This window comes from Bacillus sp. FSL M8-0277 (assembly GCF_037975305.1).
Lineage (GTDB): Bacteria > Bacillota > Bacilli > Bacillales > Bacillaceae > Bacillus > Bacillus pumilus.
Genome location: NZ_CP150255.1, coordinates 2,440,131 through 2,461,435, shown reverse-complemented (window position 1 = coordinate 2,461,435; position 21,305 = coordinate 2,440,131). Strand labels below are relative to the sequence as shown.

General features: G+C 42.8%; 24 protein-coding genes and 1 riboswitch. Of the genes, 17 read left to right on the top strand and 7 right to left on the bottom strand.

The window, feature by feature from the left end; genetic code table 11:
- Positions 1-16: 16 nt before the first annotated feature.
- On the top strand, positions 17-460 hold the full coding sequence (locus MKZ05_RS12415) for an ACT domain-containing protein (RefSeq protein WP_003216269.1): 444 nt from the start codon (positions 17-19) through the stop codon (positions 458-460).
- Between the two features lie 18 nt (positions 461-478).
- On the top strand, positions 479-1,357 hold the full coding sequence (gene pheA / locus MKZ05_RS12410; protein WP_003216746.1) for a prephenate dehydratase: 879 nt from the start codon (positions 479-481) through the stop codon (positions 1,355-1,357).
- A 24-nt stretch (positions 1,358-1,381) separates the two neighbouring features.
- Here pheA and MKZ05_RS12405 read toward each other — a convergent pair whose 3' ends face one another.
- Entirely contained in the window at positions 1,382-1,924 is a 543-nt protein-coding gene (locus MKZ05_RS12405) for a transcription repressor NadR (RefSeq protein WP_003216377.1), read from the bottom strand.
- Between the two features lie 3 nt (positions 1,925-1,927).
- Positions 1,928-3,079, bottom strand: a complete 1,152-nt coding sequence (locus MKZ05_RS12400) for an IscS subfamily cysteine desulfurase (protein WP_276606912.1) — start codon at positions 3,077-3,079, stop codon at positions 1,928-1,930.
- 85 nt (positions 3,080-3,164) lie between these two features.
- Here MKZ05_RS12400 and nadB point away from each other — a divergent pair, with 85 nt between their 5' ends.
- The 5 genes from nadB (at position 3,165) to MKZ05_RS12375 (ending at position 9,042) form a co-directional block, all read left to right on the top strand.
- Positions 3,165-4,739: an L-aspartate oxidase gene (nadB, locus tag MKZ05_RS12395; protein WP_339160288.1), complete on the top strand. Its 1,575-nt coding sequence runs from the start codon at positions 3,165-3,167 to the stop codon at positions 4,737-4,739.
- On the top strand, positions 4,721-5,584 hold the full coding sequence (gene nadC / locus MKZ05_RS12390) for a carboxylating nicotinate-nucleotide diphosphorylase (protein WP_284906802.1): 864 nt from the start codon (positions 4,721-4,723) through the stop codon (positions 5,582-5,584). The genes nadB and nadC overlap by 19 nt, the downstream gene beginning before the upstream one ends.
- Positions 5,571-6,680, top strand: coding sequence for a quinolinate synthase NadA (nadA, locus tag MKZ05_RS12385; protein WP_339160287.1), 1,110 nt, complete (start codon positions 5,571-5,573; stop codon positions 6,678-6,680). Before nadC ends, nadA begins: the two co-directional genes overlap by 14 nt.
- A gap of 131 nt (positions 6,681-6,811) precedes the next feature.
- Positions 6,812-8,101, top strand: a complete 1,290-nt coding sequence (gene safA / locus MKZ05_RS12380; protein WP_339160286.1) for a SafA/ExsA family spore coat assembly protein — start codon at positions 6,812-6,814, stop codon at positions 8,099-8,101.
- 323 nt (positions 8,102-8,424) lie between these two features.
- On the top strand, positions 8,425-9,042 hold the full coding sequence (locus MKZ05_RS12375; protein WP_003216228.1) for a YhcN/YlaJ family sporulation lipoprotein: 618 nt from the start codon (positions 8,425-8,427) through the stop codon (positions 9,040-9,042).
- Between the two features lie 48 nt (positions 9,043-9,090).
- Here the strand turns inward: MKZ05_RS12375 and MKZ05_RS12370 are convergent, their stop codons facing one another.
- Positions 9,091-9,723, bottom strand: a complete 633-nt coding sequence (locus tag MKZ05_RS12370; protein ID WP_339160284.1) for a LysE family transporter — start codon at positions 9,721-9,723, stop codon at positions 9,091-9,093.
- Positions 9,724-9,960: 237 nt separating this feature from the next.
- A riboswitch (TPP riboswitch) is annotated at positions 9,961-10,069 on the top strand.
- A 127-nt stretch (positions 10,070-10,196) separates the two neighbouring features.
- On the opposite strand from MKZ05_RS12370, the gene thiC reads away from it, so the two are divergent.
- Positions 10,197-11,957 (top strand): phosphomethylpyrimidine synthase ThiC, encoded by a 1,761-nt coding sequence (gene thiC, locus MKZ05_RS12365; RefSeq protein WP_106029083.1) that lies wholly within the window; start codon positions 10,197-10,199, stop codon positions 11,955-11,957.
- A gap of 35 nt (positions 11,958-11,992) precedes the next feature.
- Here the strand turns inward: thiC and MKZ05_RS12360 are convergent, their stop codons facing one another.
- A complete protein-coding gene (locus tag MKZ05_RS12360; RefSeq protein ID WP_003216600.1) occupies positions 11,993-12,139 on the bottom strand; it encodes a hypothetical protein in 147 nt (48 codons plus the stop codon).
- Positions 12,140-12,334: 195 nt separating this feature from the next.
- Between MKZ05_RS12360 and MKZ05_RS12355 the strand changes: the two genes are divergently transcribed.
- On the top strand, positions 12,335-12,514 hold the full coding sequence (locus MKZ05_RS12355; protein ID WP_034620653.1) for a hypothetical protein: 180 nt from the start codon (positions 12,335-12,337) through the stop codon (positions 12,512-12,514).
- A gap of 33 nt (positions 12,515-12,547) precedes the next feature.
- On the opposite strand, the gene MKZ05_RS12350 is transcribed toward MKZ05_RS12355, so the two are convergent.
- Positions 12,548-13,192, bottom strand: a complete 645-nt coding sequence (locus MKZ05_RS12350) for a protein kinase family protein (protein ID WP_137054909.1) — start codon at positions 13,190-13,192, stop codon at positions 12,548-12,550.
- A gap of 238 nt (positions 13,193-13,430) precedes the next feature.
- Here MKZ05_RS12350 and MKZ05_RS12345 point away from each other — a divergent pair, with 238 nt between their 5' ends.
- The 7 genes from MKZ05_RS12345 (at position 13,431) to yajC (ending at position 18,449) form a co-directional block, all read left to right on the top strand.
- Entirely contained in the window at positions 13,431-13,931 is a 501-nt protein-coding gene (locus tag MKZ05_RS12345) for an intercompartmental signaling factor BofC (protein ID WP_170966011.1), read from the top strand.
- Between the two features lie 148 nt (positions 13,932-14,079).
- Positions 14,080-14,685, top strand: a complete 606-nt coding sequence (gene ruvA / locus MKZ05_RS12340; RefSeq protein WP_044140019.1) for a Holliday junction branch migration protein RuvA — start codon at positions 14,080-14,082, stop codon at positions 14,683-14,685.
- Positions 14,686-14,696: 11 nt separating this feature from the next.
- A complete protein-coding gene (gene ruvB / locus MKZ05_RS12335) occupies positions 14,697-15,701 on the top strand; it encodes a Holliday junction branch migration DNA helicase RuvB (RefSeq protein ID WP_212046171.1) in 1,005 nt (334 codons plus the stop codon).
- Positions 15,694-15,894, top strand: coding sequence for a DUF2905 domain-containing protein (locus tag MKZ05_RS12330; protein WP_003216361.1), 201 nt, complete (start codon positions 15,694-15,696; stop codon positions 15,892-15,894). Before ruvB ends, MKZ05_RS12330 begins: the two co-directional genes overlap by 8 nt.
- Positions 15,895-15,928: 34 nt before the next feature.
- Positions 15,929-16,957 carry a tRNA preQ1(34) S-adenosylmethionine ribosyltransferase-isomerase QueA gene (gene queA, locus MKZ05_RS12325; RefSeq protein ID WP_212046170.1) on the top strand — a complete coding sequence of 343 codons (1,029 nt, stop codon included), beginning with the start codon at positions 15,929-15,931 and terminating at the stop codon, positions 16,955-16,957.
- Between the two features lie 31 nt (positions 16,958-16,988).
- Positions 16,989-18,134, top strand: a complete 1,146-nt coding sequence (gene tgt, locus MKZ05_RS12320; protein ID WP_212046169.1) for a tRNA guanosine(34) transglycosylase Tgt — start codon at positions 16,989-16,991, stop codon at positions 18,132-18,134.
- A 48-nt stretch (positions 18,135-18,182) separates the two neighbouring features.
- Complete coding sequence (gene yajC, locus MKZ05_RS12315; protein ID WP_003216659.1) at positions 18,183-18,449, top strand: preprotein translocase subunit YajC; 267 nt, start codon at positions 18,183-18,185, stop codon at positions 18,447-18,449.
- A 52-nt stretch (positions 18,450-18,501) separates the two neighbouring features.
- Here yajC and MKZ05_RS12310 read toward each other — a convergent pair whose 3' ends face one another.
- Entirely contained in the window at positions 18,502-18,879 is a 378-nt protein-coding gene (locus tag MKZ05_RS12310) for a TIGR04086 family membrane protein (protein WP_003216839.1), read from the bottom strand.
- A 165-nt stretch (positions 18,880-19,044) separates the two neighbouring features.
- Here MKZ05_RS12310 and MKZ05_RS12305 point away from each other — a divergent pair, with 165 nt between their 5' ends.
- Positions 19,045-19,707 (top strand): DUF421 domain-containing protein, encoded by a 663-nt coding sequence (locus MKZ05_RS12305; protein WP_003216185.1) that lies wholly within the window; start codon positions 19,045-19,047, stop codon positions 19,705-19,707.
- Position 19,708: 1 nt separating this feature from the next.
- On the opposite strand, the gene spoVB is transcribed toward MKZ05_RS12305, so the two are convergent.
- Positions 19,709-21,259, bottom strand: a complete 1,551-nt coding sequence (spoVB, locus tag MKZ05_RS12300) for a stage V sporulation protein B (protein ID WP_034620578.1) — start codon at positions 21,257-21,259, stop codon at positions 19,709-19,711.
- Between the last annotated feature and the right edge of the window lie 46 nt (positions 21,260-21,305).

Here is a 21,305-nt window from a genome sequence, read left to right as displayed (position 1 = left end):
AAAGGGGAGAAAACAGGTGAAAGAAGAAACGTTCTATTTAGTAAGAGAGGATGTCCTTCCAGATGCGATGCGAAAAACGCTTGAAGTCAAAAAGCTTCTCGATCGCAAAAAAGCGGATTCAGTTGCCGATGCTGTTCAACAAGCGGATTTAAGCCGCAGTGCTTTTTATAAATACAGAGATGCTGTTTTTCCATTTTATACGATGGTGAAAGAGCAGATCATCACATTGTTTTTCCACCTTGAGGATCGGTCTGGGGCTTTGTCAAGACTGCTTCAAATTGTGGCTGACTCTGGCTGTAATGTGTTATCCATTCACCAAACGATTCCGCTGCAAGGAAGAGCGAATGTCACGCTATCCATTAGTACGGCTGGTATGGCAGATGATATCAATACAGTCATGAATCAATTAAGAAAACTTGAATTTGTCGAAAAAGTTGAAATTCTAGGTTCTGGGGCGTAAAAGGAGAGATCATAGCAGATGAAGCAATTAACTGTAGGTTATTTTGGACCAGAGGCAACATTTACTCATTTGGCCGTATGCTCTTGCTTTCCAGCAGATGCAATGCAGCGTGCCTATGCAACGATTCCGCAATGTATGGATGCTGTGTCAAAAGGCGAAGTCGATTTGGCGGTCGTTCCACTTGAAAATGCACTCGAAGGATCTGTAAACTTAACGATTGATTATTTAATTCATGAAGAAGCGCTGTCCATTGTTGGTGAAATGACAGCACCGATTCGGCAGCATTTGCTTGTCCACCCATCAAGAGCGGAAAGCTGGGAGACATTAGATGTGATCCAATCACATCCGCACGCGATTGCCCAGTGTCATCAATTTCTGAAAAAGCAGTACCCAGATATTCCGCATCGTCCAGTTGAATCAACAGGTTATGCAGCGAAATATATCAGTGAGCATCCGGATGAGGCTGCTGGGGCCATTGCGAATGAAATTGCCGCACAAACGTATGGTTTAACAATTGCAAAAAAAGACATTCATGATTATCCGCACAATCATACACGCTTTGTTATTTTACATAAAGATCCTAAAGCATCGTTCCCAATGAATGCAGGGTTCTCATCGAAGCCAAAAACGACCATTGTCGTCAGTCTGCCAAAGGATGACCAATCAGGTGCATTGCACCGCGTGTTATCTGCCTTTTCTTGGCGAAATCTCAACTTGTCAAAAATTGAATCTCGTCCAACAAAAACTGGTCTTGGACACTATTTATTTATTATAGATATAGAAAAAGAAATGGATGATGTCCTTGTCCCTGGTGCGATTCAGGAATTAGAAGCAATTGGCTGTGAAGTCAAATTGCTCGGCAGCTACCAAACATATGAACTAACGAATGAAAAATAGTGTCCCTTATAGGACACTATTTTTTTAGTCTTTAATTAAAAAGCCAGCATCATCGAGCGCTTGGATGGCTTGGTCAAGCTGCTTTTGACTGTAAGAAGTGAGTGTATGTAAATGCACACCGTCTGTTAGTTCTGACAAGTAGGAGGCGCCCGTGTTAGAAATATGATGAACGAAATCAGCTACTTGCTTGCGAGTGCTGACGCGAATCGAGGCCGTTAGTTCACCGTAAACAGGGTGCTCTATAATCACATCTTTTACCGTCACCCCAAAATCTACAATTAAGGTCAGTTCCTCTTCTGTACGAACAGGATCATGCTTGCAGGCGATGATTTGTTCAATTTCTCTTTCTGGCGCATGCTGAGATGCCATATACACATAGCCTTGACTTGTGGCAATAATGGGTTCGTTTTTTGCTTTCAATAGTGAGATATCTTGTACAATGACTTGTCGAGAGACAGCTGCCTTTTTAGCCAAAAAGCTCCCGGTGAGCGGTGAATCTGTTTCTTTCAGCCACTCTAAAATGGCGTTTCTTCTCTCTTCGCCAATGAGTTTCCTCTCTTGCTCCACGTCTTATGCTCCTTTCTTCTCCTTTTGCAATTGTTCAAATGTATGCAAAAGCTGATCGATGTCCTCTTTTGACGACTTCGATCCAAATGATAGTCGAATGAATTGAAGAGCATCACGGTCTGATACGTGCAATGCCTTCACAGCCGGGGAAGGATGATGATAACCAGAAGCGCATGCGCTTCCAGTCGATATACAAATCCCATGCCGGTTACATGCTAACATTACATATTGTCCTTCAAACCCTTCAAAAAAACAACCAATAATATGAGGCAGCATAAGGCGATTGCCATTGTTCTGAAGTGTACGAACAGGAAGCTGTCTCATTTTCAGCTGCTGAAGAAAATAATCACGAAGCTGCTCATTTTGCCGTTTTTGCTCATCTAGCTTAAGCATTAATTGTTCGCTCGCAGCAGCAAAAGCACCGATGCATGGAACGTTCACTGTTCCAGGGCGGAAGCCATTTTCCTGAACTGCACCTGAATATAAAGGCTTCCAAGGAACGTGAGCGCCCATATAGACAGCACCAGCGCCCTTAGGTGCATACACTTTATGGCTAGAGATGGATACGGCATCAACCCCAAGCTCCTTGATGGACACACGAACCTTTCCGAATGTTTGCACGGCATCTGTATGAAAAAGAATGTGCCTTTCTTTTAAAATGGGTGCTAATTCAGCGAGCGGCTGGATAATCCCTGTTTCTGAATTAGCATGCTGGATAGATACTAATCCTGTTTCAGGCAATAATGCATCTTTGAGAATGTCCTGAGTGATGATCCCATCTTGATTCGGTTCAATGATCGTAACCTTCGCGCCAAGACGCTCTAAGCTCTTAAACGCATGATGAACAGAAGGATGCTCTACAGAAGTTGTGATGACATGCTGCCTGTCTGCTGGCAGACCATTTGCCATCGATTGAATCGCAAGAAGATTGGATTCCGTTCCGCCGCTTGTAAAGTAGATGCCCTCTGGTTCGCCCTCAAGAATGGCAGCGATTGATTGTCTGCTGTAAGTCAGTATGTCATTTGCTCTTCCGCCTGCATCATGTAGACTGCTTGCATTCCCGTAGCAATCTTTACTTAGCTGATGAAAAACATGCAGTGCCTCCTCCGAAACAGGTGTAGAAGCTGCGTAATCTAAATAAACCAATCCATCCATCTCCTATGAGAAAATTTTTTCTTGTATTTATTGTAGTGTTGTGTAATGATATGTGTCAAGACAGGTGTAAATGACAGGAGGGGCGATGGTGTCATCAATCAAAAAAATCATTGTGGTGGGATCAGGCATTGCAGCGCTTTCCTTTGCAAAAACCATTTCAGCAAGCTGCGAAGTCATCATGATGACAAAAAAACAATTTTCCTCTAGTAATTCCATGCTTGCACAAGGAGGAATCGCTGCTGCCTTTTCAGCACAGGATTCTGTTCATCAGCATGTACAAGACACATTAGCCGCCGGCTGTGATCACAATGATGAAAGGGCGGTACAAGAGATCGTACGTCTTGGAAAGCATATGGTGGAGCAGCTCGTAGAAGAAGGCTGTCCATTTGATCAAACGGAGACGGGCGTGCCGCAATTAGGTAAAGAGGGGGCGCATACGACTCATCGCATTTTGCATGCAGGAGGAGACCAAACAGGTAAAACCCTCGTGCAGTATTTAAAAAATCAGCTTGGCTCACATATTCATTTATATGAAAATTCCCATGTCGTTGATCTGCTCGTTCACGAAGGAACCTGCATAGGAGTGGTCTGGAAAGATGAGAAAGATCGCGTACATACCATGACCGCAGATGCCGTTGTTTTATCCACGGGCGGCTGCGGCTCCCTATATGAAACAAACACAAATGACCCTTCTGTAACAGGAGACGGACTGATGATGGCTTATCGAGCCGGAGCACAATTAGCTGATCTCGAATTTGTTCAATTCCATCCCACCCTCTTGACGATCGCTGGAAAAGCAGTCGGTCTCGTTTCAGAGGCAGTCCGAGGAGAGGGAGCCTATTTAGAAGATGAAACACGCAGGAGGATCATGAAAGGCATTCACCCACAAGCTGATTTAGCGCCTAGAGATATCGTCTCTAGAGCTATTTTTCATGAGCAGCAATTAGGTCATGATCTGTATCTCAATATCAGCGAAATTCCACATTTCTCAGTTCGTTTTCCAGCCATTGCTGCAATGTGTGAGCGTGCAGGTGTCGATATAGCAAGCGGCAGGCTCCCAGTTTCCCCTGGTATGCATTTTTTAATGGGCGGAATCTGCGTGAATGAATATGGAGAAACGACGGTTCCATCTCTTTTTGCTATCGGAGAAGCGGCCTGTACAGGCTTACACGGAGCGAACCGATTGGCGAGTAATTCTCTCTTGGAAGGTCTCGTTTTAGGAAACAAAGCGGCACGGAGAATTGAAGAAATACCTAAACAGAAAAAAACAATCTCCTCTTTCTCAATTCAAGAAATATGGCCTGTGCCAGAGGTTTCAGAGGATCAGTTGAGACAATGGATGACAACATATGCCGCAATTGTAAGAGACGAAAAAGGGCTAAAGACCTTACTGCAAACATTACAGGAAGTCCCTTATCAGCAAATGAATGTGAAGGATATCACAAGTGAACAGATCGAATTAAGCAATCAATGGGCATTAGCGATTTGCCTTGTGAAGTCTGCATTACTTCGTACAGAAAGCAGAGGTGGTCATTATCGGATGGATTATCCAAATCGGAATGATGCATTATGGCGGGGTGTGCAAATTGTCCATGAAAAAGGCCACATTCACATGATGAAAAATGAAAGGATCGGTGCCAAATGGAACGTTTACAGTTAAAACAAATGCTGACTCATTTTTTCACAGAAGATATTGGTTTTGGAGATGTATCAGCTGATGGCATTTTTGGAGAAAAGAAAGGAACAGCCTATATCATCGCAAAACAATCGGGTGTATTGGCAGGTTCTCAAGTCATTGACATAGGGTACCGCCTGCTGAATGAACAGATTCAGACTGAGTTGTTCTTTGAAGAAGGTGATTGGATTCATTCAGGGGCAGTGCTGGCGAAAATAAAGGGACCAGTCAGCGACTTATTAAAAGGAGAACGGGTCATTTTGAACGTCTTGCAGCGCATGACAGGTATCGCCACTTTAACACATGAAGCAGTGCAGCGATTAGCGGACCCGTCGATTACGATTTGTGATACGAGAAAAACGACGCCCGGCTTGCGTATGTTAGAGAAATACGCTGTGAAGACAGGTGGGGGAAAGAATCATCGCTTCGGCTTATCAGATGGGGTAATGATTAAAGATAATCATATCGCTGCATGCGGCTCTATTCATGAAGCAGTAGAGAAAGCAAGAGCATATGCCGGTCATATGGTGAAAATTGAAGTGGAAATTGAATCAGAAACGCAGCTAAAGGAAGCCATTGATGCAAAGGCCGATGTCATCATGTTTGACAACTGCTCTCCGGACGAGGTAAAACGTTTTAAACAAATGACGCCTGAGACAATTTTGACAGAGGCTTCAGGAGGTATCACGCTAGAGACATTGCCAAGTTACAGAGGGACAGGTGTCGATCTTATTTCACTCGGTTTTCTGACACATTCTGCCCCAGCATTTGATTTTAGTATGAATATGGAATTCAGTCATAAAGGGGGAACAACTCATGTCACTGCTTGATGTACTTGCGAATCAACATACAGCCATGATGCCAGAAGACTATAAACACCGCTCTGTTGAGGAGATGAAGCAGCGTGTGTTAGACATTAAACGAGCCTTTGGATCAAAGCTTTTTATACCGGGGCATCATTATCAAAAGGATGAAGTCATCCAATTCGCAGATGCAACAGGGGATTCATTGCAGCTCGCACAAATAGCCGCGGACAACAAGGAAGCGGAGTACATTGTGTTCTGCGGTGTTCACTTCATGGCTGAAACGGCAGACATGCTGTCAAACAAGAATCAAAAGGTTCTATTGCCAGATATGAGAGCAGGCTGTTCAATGGCAGATATGGCAAACATGAAACAAACGGATAGAGCATGGGAGCAGCTCACTGATCTGTTTGGGGAGACAATTCTTCCCCTTACGTATGTCAACTCAACAGCTGATATTAAAGCATTTGTCGGAAAGCATGGCGGGGCCACTGTGACATCATCAAACGCTAAAAAAGTGCTGGAGTGGGCGCTCACACAAAAAGAGCGCATTCTGTTTCTCCCTGATCAGCATTTAGGGCGTAATACGGCCTTTGATTTAGGCATTTCACTTGAAGAAATGGCTGTCTGGGATCAAATAGAAGAAAGGCTCATCACCGATCAGCCGCTTTCCCGCATCAAGATGATTTTATGGAAAGGCCATTGCTCTGTCCATGAGAAATTTACGGTGCGGAATATTGAAGAAACGAGAAAAAGAGACCGTGCCATTCAAATTCTTGTCCATCCAGAGTGCACGCATGAAGTCGTCACGGCTTCTGATCTTGCCGGTTCAACGAAATTTATTATTGATACGATCAAGGAAGCACCAGCAGGAAGCAAGTGGGCGATTGGAACAGAGATGAATTTGGTCAAGCGGATCATAGATCAGCATCCAAATAAACAAATCGAATCCCTCAATCCGGATATGTGTCCATGTTTGACGATGAATCGGATCGATCTCCCTCATTTGTTATGGTCACTAGAAAGCATAGAGAAAGGTGATCCGGTCGGTTTGATTCAAGTCAATGAAGACACGACAAAAGACGCTTTACTTGCACTGAATAAAATGCTCGCCATTAAATAATGAATCAGCCCCTCCTATCAGAAAACAAGTTTTTATCATATCGGCTTGTAAATAAGCATAAATTTATGGTGAAACATATTGTACTTCTGACATAACCGTTACGTTCACGTTTTGCATAGGAGGGGAAAACGTTGAAAATTCATATTGTGCAAAAAGGAGACTCCCTTTGGAAAATTTCAAAGAAATACGGAGTCGACTTTCAAGAATTGAAAAAACTAAATTCACAGCTCAGTAACCCAGATTTGATCATGCCGGGTATGAAGATCAAGATTCCATCTAGTGGTGTTCCTGTAAAAACAGATCATCAGAAAGCAAAAGAAATGCCAAAGCCGAAAGAACATCCGTATGTGAAAGAAAAGCCAAAAGATGTCGTGCAAGTGCAAGATACGAAGCCGAAAGAAAAGCCAAACGAACCTGTACCTTATGTACCGCCAGTGCCAAAGATCGAGCAGCCAGCTTTTCCACAAGTCGATGTGAATTATTATCAGACCAATCTCTACCAGCCATTCACGCCTCCTCCCAAAAAAGAACATCATGAGAAAAAAGAACATCATGAGAAAAAAGAACATCATGAGAAAAAAGAACATCATGAGAAAAAAGATCACGTTCATGAAAAGAAAGATCATGTTCATGACAAAAAGGATCATAAAGATCATGTTCATTATGAGAATAAGGAGCATAAAGACAACAAGGACCATTTCCATCATGAAAATAAAGGTCATTTAAAAGATGAAGTGGCAAAGGGGTATGATCCGTTTATTCATATTCCGCATCAAAAGGAGGAGGGAAAAGATATGGAGCACAGCAATTACCCAAACCTTCCTAATTTCCCGCAAATGCCGAATGTAGGAGGCGCAGCGGTAGGGGGAATGGCTGAGAATAAGGAACATCATCACCATCACCAGCATCATGACGCATATGATCCTTATTATGGTCATGGTCATTACATGCCGGCAATGTATCCATATCCGCAGCAAATGGTGCCAGCATCGCCAATTTTACCAGGGTCAGGTCTTTGCTATCCTGTCCAGCCATATTATCACCATCACATGATGCCATATCCATACCCAGCGCAGCCGTATTATCCTGCGTATCAAGCGCCAGCTTATTACGGAGAACATTATGAACATCATGCAAACGATGGGCATCACTGGCACCACCATATGCATCCAAATGCCAATGCCAACGCAAATGTCAATGCGAACGTGAATCAAGGCTTTTATCCAAATGTTTCAAATGAAGCTTATGGCAAGGAAGACTGCGGATGTGATGATGGCATGAAGCAGCATCAGCCGTGGCCAGGACATTACCCGAATCCTGTACCTTATGGCCAAATGGGAGCTTATCCAGCTCAGCCTTATATGCAGCCATATCCAGGTCAATCTGTTTTTGCAAGACCAGAGGAAGACGAAGAAGAGTAATAACAGAAGGAGCGATCTCAATCGTTCCTTTCAGCGTGTAGACAAACCCTCGCATTCTTTGTCAGGGCTGTGCTCCGGTGCTCACGAATGTCAAATTCGCTCCGCTACTGTGCTCACCCTTCCTAGACTGCAAAGGTTTTCTATCACGCTGAAAAGAAGAAAAAGGGCTAAAATAAAGATCATTTTAGCAAACTGGAGGGAACGATCTCAATCGTTCCTTTTTTTGTTTATAACTGACAGCTTGATTTTTCTCCAAACTGTACATGCTAAAACAGAGCCTGTTTCGCGCTCATGAGATTGAATTTGTACAGGGGGTTTTTCGTTTGAGACAAAAATGGCAAAAAACGATCGCATTAGTGCTTCTTCCTATTGGGTTAACGGCATGTGGTACAAATGACAATGCAGGTGTAGATACACGTCATAATCAATCAGGTCAGCCAGTCGGATATCATTCGAATAACCGTGCGGATGACAATAACCAAGATCATCAAGGGCCAGTTTCTGAACTCATGGAGGGAATGAACGGTGGGAATACAACGAATGTTGATTATCGCACCCGCCCTCAAGCAGATGATCGAACGCCTCTCGCAGGTGGTGATGGACGCTACAGTCATGGAGATATGAACTATCATAACCAAATGTCGTTCTCTGGCTACGATAAACAAGAGAACGTGCAGCGTTCAAGAAAAATTGCCAATCGCGTCAATAAAATGAACCACGTTGCAGACTCACAGGTGATGGTAACAGATGAAAATGTGTATATTGCCATTAAATCAGATGGACGTCTGACGTCAGAGGGCGTATCACAAGTGGAAGAAGCAGCGACTCGTTATGCGGATGGAAGAGCTGTCCAAGTCATTAAAGACGAGGGAGCTTTCACACGCTTTAGAGATATGAGAAGAACACAATTTGAAACAGGTCAAACAGGCATGACTCGATAAGTTGAAGCATAGAAAAGGCTAAAGTTCCTCAAGAACTTTAGCCTTTTCTTAAAAATAAACCTTAATGCCTATATAGAATTCGTAAAAGAAATAACAGCCAAATCCAAGTAATAAAATACCAGCAATAATGGATGTCCATTTGATCATCGTTCGATTCATCACTTTTCTTGTTAAGGATACAAGGGTGAGAAGACTGATGTCATGAAGGAGAATCCCTGCCAAAATACCGCCTGATGCCAGCATAAATTCAGATGAATCTGTTTTTGTATATGCATCTGCCAGTACAGCTCCGAATACAGAAACCCAGAACACAAGGTTTCCAGGAGACACCGCGACAAGCAAGCCGTTTCTGTACGTTTTTGCGAAAGATTTATTGACTATTTCGCCAGCTAAATGGATGTCTTGATCCGCATGTTTAATGGAATCGTATGCGAGAATCATTAAGAAGATAGCTCCGATCAGCCAGAGCGGGATTTGGACAAATGGCAGTGATAAAAACTGAGCAAATCCAGCATACAAAGCCAAGATTAGTAAGAGATCGATGGTCATGCCGCCTGCTCCTACAGTTAAACCATGAAAGAAGCCGTTTTTTAATCCTTGTTTTGTCATTTCAACCGTGATCGCTCCAACTGGTAGAGCAATTGAGAATCCTATGACGATAAATGTGAGAAATGTTTGCAATCGACTAGAACTTCCTTTAAAAAAATCTGTATAAAAATTCTCCGTTTAGATTAATTATACATAATAGGATAAAAGGATCAATGATTATTTCAGATTTTATCTAAATGTTTGAGGAGGATGATGTATATAAAGGTGTATATCAAGCTGGCTTTATCTCTTTTGTAGTGAAAAGGAACTATTTTCCTAAAACTTCTTTTTTTCATGGCATCTCTATGCTACACTGTTGTGGAAATGAATAAATGTGACTAGGGGTGCCCGCGGCTGGGCTGAGAGAGAAGTGTATGCTTCTTAACCCTTTGGACCTGATCTGGCTCGTACCAGCGTGGGGAAGTTGAAGATGATACATGTGTCTTATAAATGAGATTCATGTTTATTTCTAACGACGAAACCAGGTTCTGTTCATAGAGCCTGGTTTTTTTGCTGGTGCTGATTCCATCCTGTCCGGTGACAAGAAGAGAAGGAGAGAACAGCAAATGAAAGAAAAGAAAAATACCCTAACAACTCAATCGTTATTATCAAGCTTTGATGGCAGCCGAAAGGTGTATGAGAAAGGGTCAAGACCTGACATTTTAGTGCCAAAAAGAGAGATTGCCCTCTCACAAACGGTGACGCAGGCAGGAAACATTCAAAATGAACCGATTCGTGTGTACGATACGAGTGGACCTTACACCGATGAGCGTGCCCATATCGATGTTACAAAGGGGCTTCATCGTCTGAGAGCGGCATGGATCGAAGAAAGAGGGGATACAGAAAGCTATGAAGGACGTCATGTAAAACCTGAAGATAACGGATATCGCTCCAAAGAGAAATCGTCACATCAGCATGTTCTTACTGATTTTCATCATGAGCCGCTTCGCGCAAAACAAGGTGCCTGTGTGACGCAAATGCATTATGCAAAAAAAGGTATTGTGACGCCTGAAATGGAGTTCATCGCGTTAAGAGAAGAGCTAAGCCCTGAGTTCGTGAGAGAGGAAGTAGCCAGCGGAAGAGCCGTCATTCCAGCGAATATTAACCATCCTGAAAGTGAACCGATGATTATCGGAAGGCATTTTCATGTCAAAATCAATGCGAACATTGGCAATTCAGCTGTGACATCATCCATTGATGAAGAAGTTGAAAAAATGACTTGGGCAATCAGATGGGGTGCAGACACTATGATGGATCTGTCTACAGGAAAGGACATTCATACAACGAGAGAATGGATCATACGCAATTGCCCAGTCCCAGTAGGCACCGTTCCCATTTATCAGGCGCTTGAAAAGGTGAATGGCGTGGCAGAAGATTTGACGTGGGACGTGTACAGAGACACGTTAATTGAACAAGCAGAGCAAGGAGTAGACTACTTCACGATTCATGCGGGCGTGCGATTAAGGTATATTCCGCTGACAGTCGATCGGGTAACCGGTATTGTTTCAAGAGGCGGTGCCATTATGGCAAGATGGTGTCTTGCTCATCATCAAGAGAATTTCCTTTATACCCACTTCGAAGATATTTGTGAGATTATGAAAACGTATGATATTGCCTTTTCACTTGGAGATGGGCTTAGACCAGGATCAATAGCTGATGCCAATGATGAAGCGCAGTTTGCAGAGCTGGAAACGTTAGGTGAATTGACAGAGATCGCTTGGAAACATGATGTTCAGGTGATGATTGAAGGACCTGGGCATGTTCCAATGGATAAAATCAAAGAGAATGTAGACAAACAAATGGAGATTTGCAAAGAGGCACCATTTTATACATTAGGACCTCTTACAACAGATATTGCTCCGGGATATGATCATATTACATCTGCCATCGGCGCAGCTATGATCGGCTGGTATGGAACAGCGATGCTATGCTATGTGACGCCAAAAGAGCATTTAGGGCTGCCGAACAAAGAAGATGTAAGAGAAGGTGTGATCGCCTATAAAATTGCTGCACATGCTGCTGATCTAGCAAAAGGACATCCTGCTGCTCAAAAGCGCGATGATGCTTTATCGAAAGCAAGGTTTGAATTTAGATGGCGGGACCAATTCAACCTGTCACTTGATCCAGAAAGAGCGATGGCGTTCCATGATGAAACATTGCCTGCCGAAGGCGCTAAGACTGCCCATTTTTGCTCAATGTGCGGACCGAAGTTTTGCAGCATGAAAATTTCCCATGATATTCGCAATCAATCAGAAGAAGTAAAAAAAGAGATGGAGAAGAAGGCGAAGGAGTTTATCAGCCAAGGAAGTCAAATATATTCATCCTAAAAAAGAACCTCGCACGCATGTTGTGCGGGGTTTTATCAGATCGCGGATAAGGCTTTTCTTAAGAGGTGGAAAAATGCCTTTAATGCAACCCCTATCATGTCCAGACTCGGAATGAGGGCATCTGTTAAATGAAACACGACTGTTTGTCTTTCAGGAGATGTTCGTTTCTTTTTCCGTTTCATAAAGAAAACCTCCTTTTTAAAATACTATACTTCTTTGCAAAGAAGAGGGATAGAGATATTGTTTGAATTTAAACAAAATTTAAACTTCTTGTGTTTGAAAGGAAAGAAGGAGGGGAAACGAGTTGAGTAGAGAATGAATGAAAAGAGCCGATCTATTTGGCCAGCTAACAAGAGAGAGTGGAAGGTGATCTTATGATGAAAGTATTTAAGGTAACATTTCATATGAACAATGGGGAAGTGCTTGATTTCGAGCTAAAACGTCCAGCTACCTATGATGTGTATAAGAAAATTGAAGAAGCCAATCATTGGTTTAAGCTGAATAATGAAATCATTAACTTATTAAATGTGAATAGCATCCATGTTGAAACAGATTGACACAGAAAAGCCGCTCAGTGAGAGCGGCTTTCATTATGCAGAGAAATCATTCCGATTATTAAGCTGACCGCGGGACAGCCAGTTCTTTTTATATAAATAAGCAATCACTTCAAGCCATAGACGCGGTGCTTTTTTCGGGAAAAAAGGTTTTTGATAATAAGCGTAAGCGGCTTTTAAGTCATCCCATTGGTGGCATGCTTTTGTTTGTGTGAAACGGGCAACGTCGATGACCCTGACCTGTCCTTCCTTTGTTAAGATCAGATTCCTCAGATGGATATCAGAAGGATTCAATCCTTTCTCGCGTGCTTCTTCTAGCGCATCATCGACTTGTTCAATCATTTGTTTTTTAATAGGAATCCCCTTTGTGAGGCATTCATAGAATGTATGTCCTTTAATATATTCCATTAAAATATACTGATCCCCAGATTCATAAATCTCAGGGTAGTAAGACGAACCAGAAAGTTTTTCATAAATGGCGGCTTCTTTGCGGGCAATATGCTGATAAGAAGGGAAAAAGACTTTAAGCGCCATTTTCTTGCCGTTTTTTTTGTATGAAAAGACATAGGCACTTCTTCCTTTGCCGCACAGCTCAAGCTCTGCCGGTTTAAAGGCAAGCTTATGAAGACGTTTATCCTCATGATACTGAATCGATTCGGCTAATCTTTTGACTTCTGACATTGACTTCACCTTCTTTGGTTTCAGTTTATGCGGCTGAAAAACGAATGATGAAAAAACCGAGCATTCGATAAAGCAATGGATTGTATAAAACATACCATTTACGAATGAAGGATACAACGAAAGACTCTTCCCATATATTCATGTCATCGATTTGGTTAATGTTTAGAAAAATGGGTCAAACTACATATGTCATGCATCGATCTCATGTTTTAAAGAGGTGTAAATAGTGAAAGTGAAGATGAAATGTTTCGTTACAGGACTTATCATGACAAGTGTGCTTTTTTTCGCTACGGATATGGAAGGAAAAGAACACTTGCAAAAGCAGTCAAACTCGATCACCGTACAGCTTGAAAAAGTTTATCTAGACGGAGATGTGAGTATTGAAAGACACCGGGCATCATTAGAAGACAAAGACACATTCTGGTCGCAGTATAAAGGCTGGACGCTAGTAGAGCAGAAAGAGGATTTTGCGCTTTTTAGAAAGCAAATTGATGATATCTCTCCATTAAGTAAAGCAAATGGATATATCGGATTATCAGAGGACGGTGTGATTTCTACGTTTCATGGAAGGCCTGACGGCTGGGCGGAGCCCATTCATCTCTTTTTTCAAATTGATACGTCCCGTTTAGAAAGTCATGTGGAGGAGCAGCTTGAGCAAGGCATTCCTTTTCGAACAAAGGATGAATTTGAGCATGTGCTTGAAGTCATGAAGCCTTACCGAAATGAAATATCGTTTTAAAGCGTATAACAGCTTGCTGGTGTGAAGGCCGCAAGCTGTTTTTCGTAGTGTCATCGTAAAAATGCATTGAGCGAACGTATGTTAACTTTTATTGCGGTTTTCTTCTCGATTTATGTTACAATGAAGAACAGTCAAAGAGGTGAAAACGGTGATAGAGTTTGTAAAAGGGACCATTGATTATGTGTGCCCGCAATATGTTGTCATAGAAAACGGCGGAGTGGGATATCAAGTCTATAGCCCAAACCCGTTTATCTATCAAATCAATAAACAAGAAACGATTTATACGTATCATTACATAAAGGAAGACGCTTTTTCGTTATATGGATTTCAAACACGAGAAGAAAAAGCGCTGTTCACAAAACTGTTAAATGTCACAGGGATTGGGCCGAAGGGGGCTCTAGCGATTCTTGCTTCCGGTGATCCAGGCGCGGTCATTTCAGCGATAGAACGTGAAGATGAAGCGTTCCTGATTAAATTCCCTGGTGTTGGCAAAAAGACAGCTCGCCAAATCATTCTCGACCTAAAAGGAAAGCTAGCTGATGTTGTTCCGGAAATGATTGGCAATCTATTTAATCACGAGGACCATATTCAGGTCGAAACGCAGCAAACGGCATTAGACGAAGCGCTTGAAGCCTTAAGTGTTCTCGGATACGGTGATCGCGAAATTAAAAAGGTTCTTCCATTATTAAAAGAAGAAAAGAATCTCACAACCGATCAATATGTGAAAAAAGCTTTACAAAAAATGTTGAAATAGGGTGATGTCTCATGGATGAACGGCTCGTCTCAACTGAAGCAGACAACCATGAATCAGCCATTGAGCAAAGTCTGCGGCCTCAGACACTTAGCCAATATATCGGTCAGCAAAAAGTAAAGGATAACCTCAGCGTGTTTATTGAAGCTGCCCGGATGAGGCAGGAAACACTCGATCATGTCCTTTTATACGGACCGCCCGGACTCGGGAAAACAACGCTCGCGTCGATTATTGCCAATGAAATGAATGTTCAGCTGCGGACAACATCTGGACCAGCGATTGAACGTCCTGGCGATTTGGCGGCGATCTTGACTTCTCTTGAGCCAGGTGATGTGTTGTTTATAGATGAAATTCATCGCTTGCAGCGCTCAATTGAGGAAGTGCTTTATCCAGCAATGGAGGATTTTTGTTTAGATATCGTCATTGGTAAAGGAGATACAGCGCGCTCTGTACGGCTTGATTTACCGCCATTTACACTTGTAGGTGCCACGACCCGTGTCGGGCTTTTAACAGCGCCGCTTCGTGACAGGTTTGGGGTACATGCAAGATTGGAATACTATGAGCAAAGAGATTTGGCTCACATTGTTTCAAGAACAGCCGAGCTGTTCGATATTGGGATCGAACTTCGCTCAGCCGAAGAGATCGCAAGACGTTCCCGCGGTACGCCGAGGGTTGCCAATCGTCTGCTCAGAAGAGTAAGAGATTTTGCGCAGGTGCTTGGGAATCATGCGATTACCGAGGACATTGCGGAAGATGCCCTTGAGCGCCTTCAAGTCGACAAGCTTGGTCTTGATCATATCGACCATAAGCTGCTTTTAAGTATGATTGAAAAATTTAGAGGCGGTCCTGTAGGGCTTGATACAATCTCAGCGACAATTGGAGAAGAATCACATACGATTGAAGATGTGTACGAACCGTATTTACTGCAAATTGGTTTCCTGCAAAGAACACCAAGAGGACGGGTCGTCACAAGAGAAGCGTATGAACATTTTCAAATGGAGGTTCCGATTCGTGACTGAATTCCCTAAAATATTGATGATTTTAGGTGGTGTCCTTTTTGCCGCAGGATTAGGTTTTCAATTGGTTGGTAAGCTTCCAGGTGATATTTTTGTAAAAAAAGGAAATGTGACGTTCTTTTTTCCTGTGATCACATGCATTGTCATTAGCATCGTGCTAACCATATTACTGAATATCTTTGGACGGATGAAATAACGTTAACTAGTTAACTACAGAATAGGTGAAGGAAATGAAGCTAGAACTATTTGATTTTGATTTACCAGAAAGATTGATTGCACAAGTACCGCTTGAAAAACGAGACGCATCAAGACTGATGGTCTTAAATAAACAAACGGGTGCAATCAAACACGATACATTCTCACAAATCACCGATTATTTTCAAACGGGTGATTGTCTCGTTTTAAATAATACACGCGTTCTGCCGGCACGGTTGTTTGGAATGAAAGAGGATACAGGTGCAAAAGTTGAACTTCTTCTCTTAAAACAAGAGGAAGGCGACAAATGGGAGACACTTGTAAAACCAGCCAAACGGGTGAAAAAAGGAACAGTGATCACATTTGGTGATGGAAGGCTTCAAGCGGTATGTACAGAAGAATTAGAACATGGCGGAAGAAAAGTTGAGTTTCAGTATACCGGCATTTTTTATGAAGTACTTGAATCCCTTGGTGAAATGCCGCTGCCTCCTTATATTAAAGAGCAGCTTGACGATCGTGAACGCTATCAAACGGTGTATTCGAAAGAGGTCGGCTCCGCTGCTGCTCCGACTGCTGGTCTTCACTTTACAAACGAGCTGCTGGATGCGCTGAAAGCAAAGGGTGTGCACATCGCATTCATTACACTGCACGTGGGGCTTGGTACTTTTCGTCCGGTCAGTGCAGATCGTATTGAAGAACACGAAATGCACGCGGAATTTTACGAAATGAATGAAGAAACAGCGGCAGAGCTTAATCGCGTTCGCAAAGAAGGCGGGCGGATTATTTCAGTGGGGACAACGTCAACGAGAACGCTAGAAACCATTGCAAGTGCGCATGACGGTGAATTCAAAGCGTCAAGCGGCTGGACGTCAATCTTTATTTACCCCGGCTACACATTCAAGGCAATTGATGGCATGATCACGAATTTCCATCTGCCAAAATCCTCGTTAATCATGCTTGTCAGCGCATTAGCTGGACGAGAGCATGTCCTAAAAGCGTACAATGAGGCTGTAAAAGAGGAATACCGATTCTTCAGCTTTGGCGATGCCATGCTGATTCAATAACATCATACAACAAAGACAGGAGGGCTCATTTTTGTCGCAATTACCGATACGTTATGAGTTCATTAAATCATGCAAACAAACAGGTGCACGACTAGGACGTGTTCATACACCGCACGGCTCCTTTGACACACCTGTATTTATGCCGGTAGGTACACTGGCTACAGTCAAAACGATGGCGCCTGAAGAACTAAAGGCAATGGAAGCAGGCATCATCTTAAGCAATACGTACCACCTATGGCTCCGTCCGGGTCATGACATTGTGAAAGAAGCAGGCGGCCTGCATAAATTTATGAACTGGGATCGAGCGATTTTGACCGACTCAGGCGGATTCCAAGTCTTCTCTTTGAGTGAATTTAGAAAAATTGAAGAAGAAGGCGTCCACTTCCGTAATCACTTAAATGGAGATAAGTTGTTCCTTTCTCCTGAGAAGGCCATGGACATTCAAAATGCGCTTGGCTCAGATATTATGATGGCATTTGATGAATGCCCGCCATATCCAGCAGAATTCGATTACATGAAACGTTCTGTAGAGCGGACAAGCAGATGGGCAGAACGCTGTCTAGAAGCACATCAGCGTCCAGAGGATCAAGGGCTGTTTGGAATCATCCAAGGCGGAGAATACGAAGAGCTTCGTAAACAAAGTGCAAAAGATCTCGTGTCACTTGATTTCCCAGGCTACGCCATCGGAGGCTTATCTGTTGGGGAACCAAAAGATGTGATGAACCGTGTACTCGAGTTCACAACGCCATTGTTACCAGCAGACAAGCCAAGGTACTTAATGGGTGTCGGCTCACCAGATTCCTTAATTGACGGCGCCATTCGCGGTGTAGATATGTTTGACTGCGTGCTGCCAACACGAATTGCTAGAAACGGTACGTTGATGACAAGCGAAGGACGTCTAGTTGTGAAAAATGCAAAATATGAGCGTGATTTCAGACCAATCGATGAAAATTGTGACTGCTACACATGTAAAAACTACACACGCGCTTATATTAGACATTTGATCAAAACAAATGAAACGTTCGGAATTCGATTAACAACTTATCATAATCTTCATTTTCTGTTAAAATTAATGGAGCAAGTGAGAGAAGCTATCCGTGAGGATCGTTTAGGTGATTTTAAAGAAGAGTTTTTTGAGCGTTACGGCTTTAACGAACCGAATGCGAAAAACTTTTAACGCATAAACGAAAAGGCTTTACAATGCTTTAGAAAGGGGTGAAATAGAATGGATGGTGGTATGGGTTCAATCATTATGATTGTTGTCATGTTTGCTGTGCTTTACTTCTTATTAATCCGTCCACAGCAAAAGCAACAAAAAGCTGTGCGTCAGATGCAGCAATCTTTATCAAAAGGCGATAAAATCGTCACAATCGGTGGTTTACACGGTGAAATCGACTACATTGATGAATCAAAAGTGGTCATCAAAACAAGCGAAAACAACCGTTTAACTTTCGATCGTCGTGCTATTAGAGAATTAGCTGACAAAGGCTAATCCTCCGATACATAGCCATAAAAAAAAAGAGCGATATAGATCCGCTCTTTTTTTATTTCCCTCGAAGATTGACGCCAATCATTCCGCCGAGCATACAAATCCCTAGAAATGCCCCATGATAGATGAACTGCTCTGGTGAAAAGGTTTCTCCAAACCCTAAATATTGAAACAAAAATACAGTGAGGGAAAAGATCAGCGAAGTAATCGCACCAATGAACCAGCCGCGCTCCTTTGCCTTTCCTCCAGAAATGATCCCCCCTAATAAAAGTGCCACAAAGGACAAAATCATAATCATCCATTTAAACGATGATTCCTGCATACTTGTGAAGGTAAGCATGAGCGATACAAGTAAGCTTGTGACAATCATGACGATAAAAATGGCCATTAAGCCGGATAAAATCCCTTTTCCGATTTGTTTCGTTTCCTGCATGTGATTCGTCTCCTCTCCAATTGACCGAAGCTTGTCTTTTACTAAAATGTATTCACATAGAAGAAAAAATAGACATGTTTCTCACGATAAAAACAGAGGCTTTCTTTTCTACATAAATAAAGGGTTTTGACACAAGCTATGGTGGAGAAGGAGGGTTTACATCACATGCAGGACATCTTGATTATCTCCATGAGAACAATCATTTTATATTTTCTTATTTGGTTTATTTTTCGGTTAATGGGCAAGAGAGAAATTGGCGAATTGAGTATTTTAGATCTTGTCATTTTTATGATGATCGCAGAAATTGCGGTTCTCGCTATAGAAGAAGTCGAGGATCACATGTTACATACGGTATGGCCGATCCTGCTGTTAACCTTCATTCAAATCACACTTGCCTATCTCTCATTGAAATTCCAAGGTGTCCGGCGCTTTCTTGACGGCAAACCGGTCCTGCTCATCATTAATGGGAAAATTGACGAGGGTGCGATGAGAAAACAGCGATACAATTTTGATGACCTGCTCATTCAATTAAGAGAAAACAACATCGATAGCATTCAGGATGTGTCTTACGCCATTTTAGAGCCATCCGGAAAGCTTGCGGTTGTCGAAAAAGAAAACAAGCACACACACGGAGCGCTTGAGCTGCCACTTATTGCTGATGGCGTTGTACAGCACGATCATTTGAAGCAAATTAATCAAAATGAACAGTGGCTGAAAGATGAGCTTGCCAAAAGGGGCTATCATGAAATTGATCAGATTTCCTACTGCAGCTTTAATCAAAAGACATTTTATATTGATTTGAAAGATGAAGTGATCAAGAAGAAATGAGCTAAAGCAGTTTCCCTATAAACGGGATACGGCGAAGCTCTTCACGCTTCACTAGCCCTAGACAGATTAATAGAATGACATACAGCGCGCACGTAACAAAGATCAGCATCACAAGCTCAATCGGGGCAGAAAAGAGCCCGTTTACTTGAGATTTCAGCCAAAGGCTCACGGCCCCAGTGCCAATGATCACAAGAACGCATATCCCATATTCCTTCATTGGTAAATGAATAGGCAGTACTTTACCAACAGTTGCCGCATGAAGTAGCGTGACAAGGACGATGCCGATTAATATTGCAAGTGCTGCCCCCATAATGCCAAAGCCCGGCTGTGAAGCAAGGACAAAAATCATTCCTGTTTTCACAACAGCACCTATCAGACTATTCGTCATCGCCGCACCAGCTAAATTGAGTGCTTGCAAGACGGCTTGAAGCGGCCCTTGAAAATAATATAGAAGAAAAAATGGTGCCATGAATTTTACATAAATAGCCGCATGCGATGAACCATACATAAAGAGCGTTAAATCTTCTGCGTAAACGAAAAGAATAATACAGGAAATACCTCCGCTGAGTAGACAAAGACGCATCGCCTGCTTCAGCCTGTATTCGACCGTTTTGCGTTTGTTCTGCTCCATTCCTTCACTGATTGCTGGGACCAGTGCAGTGGAGAGAGAATACGTAATAAAGCTAGGCAGTGTCAAAAGGGTCAGCGCAAGACCAGTCAATTCCCCGTATTGTCTTGTCGCCTCGACGGCCGCATATCCAGCAATGGCAAGACTTTGCGCGACAACTATCGGCTCTAAAAACCACGAAATATTCCCGATAAAACGGCTGCCTGTTGTTGGCAGGGCAATACTCATCAGCTGCTTAAACGTGTCCTTACCGTCATGAATCGCCTTAAAAAATCGTTTTCGAATACGAATGGTCTTTTTATAACGAAAGGCAATCAGTAAATAAGCAAGTGAAATCATCTCTCCAATAACAGATGAAATCATCGCACCTGCTGCCGCATATTCAATCCCATAAGGAAGGAAAGCCGTTGTACATACTGCCACTAGAGAAATTCTTGCAACCTGTTCCAGTACTTGAGATATGGCAAGCGGGCTCATTTGCTGTCTGCCTTGAAAATACCCTCTTAGCACACTGGAAATGGCGATGACTGGGACAACGGGCGTAATGGCAAGCAGTGGATAGACCGTTCTAGGATCTGTCAGCATATTTTCTGCCATGATGGGTGCAAACCATAAAAAGAGCGGCGTGAATATCAGGCTGAGAGTCCCTGTTATCGCAAGAGACATGACAAGAATTCGTTTTGTTTTCTGTTTGTCACCCCGGGCTTCTGCTTCTGCGACAAGCTTGCTGATAGCGACAGGCAGTCCGAATTGTGTTAGCGTCACAGCGAGAAAAAAGGTAGGAGCAGCCATCATATAAAGCCCGACTCCTTCTTCGCCAATGAACCTTGCAATGACAATTCGATTGACAAAACCCAATATTCTCGTGATAAAACCTGCTAAAATTAAAATAATCGTGCCCTTTAAAAACGTTTGCTTCGTCAAATCAAAGATCACCTGCCTTCTCAAACGACATAGAATCATATACAAT